At 71.5% G+C, this 3,773-nt stretch carries 4 protein-coding genes; all 4 read right to left on the bottom strand.

Features of this window, described 5'->3' with window-relative positions; genetic code table 11:
- The coding region (locus ACLN58_RS19385) for a DNA glycosylase AlkZ-like family protein (protein ID WP_415856872.1) at window positions 1-602 on the bottom strand (602 nt) is incomplete at its 3' end.
- A 123-nt stretch (window positions 603-725) separates the two neighbouring features.
- The gene (locus ACLN58_RS19380) at window positions 726-1,916 is read right to left on the bottom strand and encodes an acyl-CoA dehydrogenase family protein (protein WP_415856871.1); all 1,191 of its coding nucleotides are present in this window, start codon (window positions 1,914-1,916) and stop codon (window positions 726-728) included.
- Between the two features lie 48 nt (window positions 1,917-1,964).
- The gene (locus ACLN58_RS19375; protein WP_415856870.1) at window positions 1,965-2,699 is read right to left on the bottom strand and encodes a TetR/AcrR family transcriptional regulator; all 735 of its coding nucleotides are present in this window, start codon (window positions 2,697-2,699) and stop codon (window positions 1,965-1,967) included.
- Window positions 2,696-3,760 carry a UDP-N-acetylmuramate dehydrogenase gene (locus ACLN58_RS19370; protein ID WP_415856869.1) on the bottom strand — a complete coding sequence of 355 codons (1,065 nt, stop codon included), beginning with the start codon at window positions 3,758-3,760 and terminating at the stop codon, window positions 2,696-2,698. The genes ACLN58_RS19375 and ACLN58_RS19370 overlap by 4 nt, the downstream gene beginning before the upstream one ends.
- Window positions 3,761-3,773 lie beyond the last annotated feature (13 nt).

Genomic DNA, 3,773 nt, shown 5'->3' with positions numbered 1-3,773 from the left:
CACTCGTCCGCGAGCCGGAACTCCTGCTGCCGCCCGCGCAGCGGGCCCTGGACGAGCACCATCCGGTGGCTCAGGATCGAGATGAGGTGAATGCCGCGCTGCGCCGCGGTGGGCTGGCCTGCGGCCTCGAAGGCCTCGAACAGCTCGGCGCGCGTCAGGCCGACATCCCCGGCAAGCCGCGATTCCGCGACCTTGCGGACCACCGCGACGTCCTCCTCCGCGATGCCGAGGCCGCGGTGCCGGGCAGAGGCTGAGCGCATGACACGCTCAGCGGCGAGCCCCACGAAGAGCCGCACGTCCTCCGCGGCGACGAGGAAGAGCGTCCCGCGCATGGTCCACGTGCGGACGACGGCGCCGCTCGCCAAGGCGGACGCGACCCCGGACGCTGTTCCCGCCCGGGCGCGGACGCCGACGGCGAGCAGGCCCGAGGCGAGATCCTGGCTCTGGAGAGCGGTCATGCGGCGAACGACGTCTACGGAGTCGTCGGGCTGGCCGAGCCCGTCGCCGACCGAGCCAGAGGGCAGGAGGCCCTGCGCGGCCAAGCGGAGGCGGGCCAGCGCCGTCGTCGTCACCTTGCGGGCACTCGGGGCGGGCGTCGTCATGGGACCATCATGCCCCGCGGACGCGGACAGGGTCAGTCCGCAGTCGTCCCCAAGCGAGGGCACCGTGCGGAGGTGACGGCGCAACCGAGGGCACCGTGCGGAGGTGACGGCGCAACCCGAGGGCTACGCGAACGCCCCCACACCCGTCACGTCGCGGCCGATGAGGAGCGCCTGGACGCTTTCCGTGCCCTCGTACGTGTGGATCGACTCGATGTCCGCGAGATGGCGGATCACGTGGTTCTCGAGCAGGATCCCGTTCCCGCCGAGGAGGTCGCGCGCGGTGGAGGCGATGAAGCGGGCCTTGCGTGTGTTGTGGTACTTGGCCATGGACGCCTGCGTGGGCCGCATCTGGCCGGCGGCGTCGAGGGCGGCGACGTGGGCGCAGTGCAGCTGCATGCTCGTGAGCTCGGCGAGCATCTGCGAGAGCCTGTCCTGAACGAGCTGGAACTTCGCGAGCGGCTTCCCGAACTGGACGCGCTGCGTCGCGTAGTTGAGCGCCGCCTCATACGCGGCCGTCGCGTGCCCGAGCGCGGACCACGCGACCCCGAGCCGCGTCGCGACGAGCACGCGAGACGTGTCCTTGAACGTCCGAGCGCCCGGGAGCACGTTCTCCTGCGGGATCCGGACGCCCTCGAGCCGGATCCGCGCCTGGTGGATGGCTCGGAGGGAGGCCTTTCCCTGGATGACCTCGGCCTCGTAGCCCGGCGTGTCCTGTTCGACGAGGAAGCCGCGCACGTCGCCGGCCTCGTCGCGCGCCCAGACAACCGTGACGCCGCCCGAGGCGCCGTTGCCGATCCACTTCTTCTCGCCGTCGAGCACCCAGTGATCGCCGTCGAGCCGGGCCCGCGTCTCGAGGCTCACCGAGTCGGAGCCGTGGTCCGGCTCCGTGAGCGCGAACGCGCCGAGCTCCTCGCCGCGCGCGAGCGGCCCGAGCCAGCGCTCTTTCTGGGCGTCCGAGCCGTGGAACGCGATCGAGCGGAGCGCGAGGCCGCCCTGGACCGCGACGATCGTGCCGAGCGAGCCGTCGCCGCGCGAGATCTCCATGTTGACGAGTCCGGCAGCGAGCGGGGTCATGGGCTCGAGCCCCGGGATCTCGATGCCGTCCGCGAGGAGGTTGAGCTCGCCCATGCGTTTGACGAGGTGGACGGGGTACTCGGCGCGGTCCCAGTAGTCGTTCATGACCGGAAGCGCCTCGTCGACGAACTGGCGCGCCCGCTCCCAGTGGGCCCGATCCGCTGCCGGGATCCCGCCGAAAGCGGAGAACACGTCGTAGTAGTCGGTATCGAGGGCATCGGAGACGTCGTAGTCGGGCATGATCCAACCTTCGCCGAAACTCAGTGTCAGGTCAACTGGTACTCGGTATCAGTGCTCAAGTCGCTCCCGGATCCGCCGCGCGAGCTCCTCGGGAGGGAGGGACCTGGGGAACACCGCGACGACAACGTCGTCTCCCGGCCGCCCGCCGCCGTCGTCCGTTCCGGAAGGCGAGGCCTGCGCCCCCGGCAGAACACCGTAGAGCCGCCGCACGCCGTCGAGCTCGCGCCGCAGCCTCGTCGCGTCGAAGCCCTCCTCGCCGCGCATGAGCGCGCGGAGGAAGTAGTTGTGGGTCGCGATGACCGTGGCCGCGAAGCGCACGGCGTCGAGGGGGTCGATGCCCGCCACCGCCGTGCGGAGGTAGCGGCGGAAGAGCCGCTCGTAGCGGAACGTCGTCACGAGTTCCTTGTCGCGGAGGCTCGGCTCGTGGTTCACCACTTGGTAGCGCAGCTGTGCGAGATCGGGCTGCTCGTCGAAATGCGCGAACACGAGCTCGGCCGCCGCGCAGACGGCGTCCCACGGATCCTCGTGCGGCCCAGCGAGGAACGCCTCGGCCTCCTCGAGCAGGGCGTCGTGGTCCGCGAAGACCACGTCCTCCTTCGAGCGGAACTGACGGAAGAACGTGCTGCGGGAGAGCCCAGCGGCCGCCGCGATCTGCTCGGCACTCGTCGCCTCGTAGCCCTGATCGGCGTAGAGCCGCAGTGCCGCCGCCGCGACGTCGTGGCGGAAGAGCGCGCGGTCGCGATGGGCGCCGGCCTTGGCGGACGGCTCCCCCGAATCGCTCACAGTTCGAGCCCGATGAGGAGCGGCTCGTTCGTGAGCTCGATCCCGAACCGCTCGCGCACGCCGTCGCGCACCTCGCGGGCCAGCGAGAGGAGATCCTTCGCGCTGGCCCCGCCCCGGTTCGTGATGGCCAGCGTGTGCTTCGTGGACAGGGACGCGCGCCCGCCCGTCACGCTGTCCGCGTCGAGCCCGTAGCCCTTCGCGAAGCCCGCGTGATCGATGAGCCACGCCGCCGAGGTCTTCACGAGGCCATCGCCCGCGGGGTAGCGCGGGGCCCCCTCTGGCAGGGTCTCCGCGGCCTCAGCAGAGAGGATGGGGTTCGTGAAGAAGGAGCCGGTCGAGAACGTGTCGCGGTCGGCGGGGTCGAGGACCATGCCCTTCGAGCCGCGCAATCGGAGGACCTCGCGGCGCACGTCGAGCGCCGGGGCCCGCTCCCCCTGCTCGACGCCGAGCCCGCGCGCGAGCTCCGCGTAGCGGATGGGGGCGCTCATGCGGCCGAGCGCGAGCTGGAACTCGACGGTCAGGACCACGTAGCGGGGCGAGCCCTGGTCAGTGGTCTGCTTGAGGAGCGAGTCGCGGTAGCCGAACTTGAGCTCGGACGGGACGAAGGTCTTGACGGCGCGCGCCTCGCGGTCCCACGTGCGCACCTGCCAGATGGTCTGCGAGACGTCCTGGCCGTAGGCCCCGACGTTCTGGACGGGCGTCGCCCCGGCGGAACCCGGGATGCCGGAGAGCGCCTCGACTCCGCTCCACGCGTGGTGCACGGCGTGGTTCACGAAGTCGTCCCACGGGTGGCCCGCCTGGACCGCGACGGAGACCCCGCCGCACGTGTCCGCGGAGTTCACGGCGAGCCCCTCGGACGCGATCCTGAGCACGGTCCCGGGGTAGCCATCGTCGGACACGATGAGGTTCGATCCGCCCGCGACGATGAGGAGCGGCTCGCCCGCCTCGTCCGCGGTCCGGACGGCGTCGATGATCTCCGACTCGGTGCGCGCCTCCTCGAACCGGGCGGCGGGCCCGCCGACGGCGGACGTGGTCAGGGTCGAGAGGAGGGTCTGGCTCACCGTTTCAGCTTAG

This window comes from Sinomonas sp. G460-2, from assembly GCF_047759905.1.
In the GTDB taxonomy this organism is placed as follows: domain Bacteria; phylum Actinomycetota; class Actinomycetes; order Actinomycetales; family Micrococcaceae; genus Sinomonas.
Note: the sequence above shows the minus strand (reverse complement) of the source record. Positions and strands in the feature narration are given on the sequence as shown.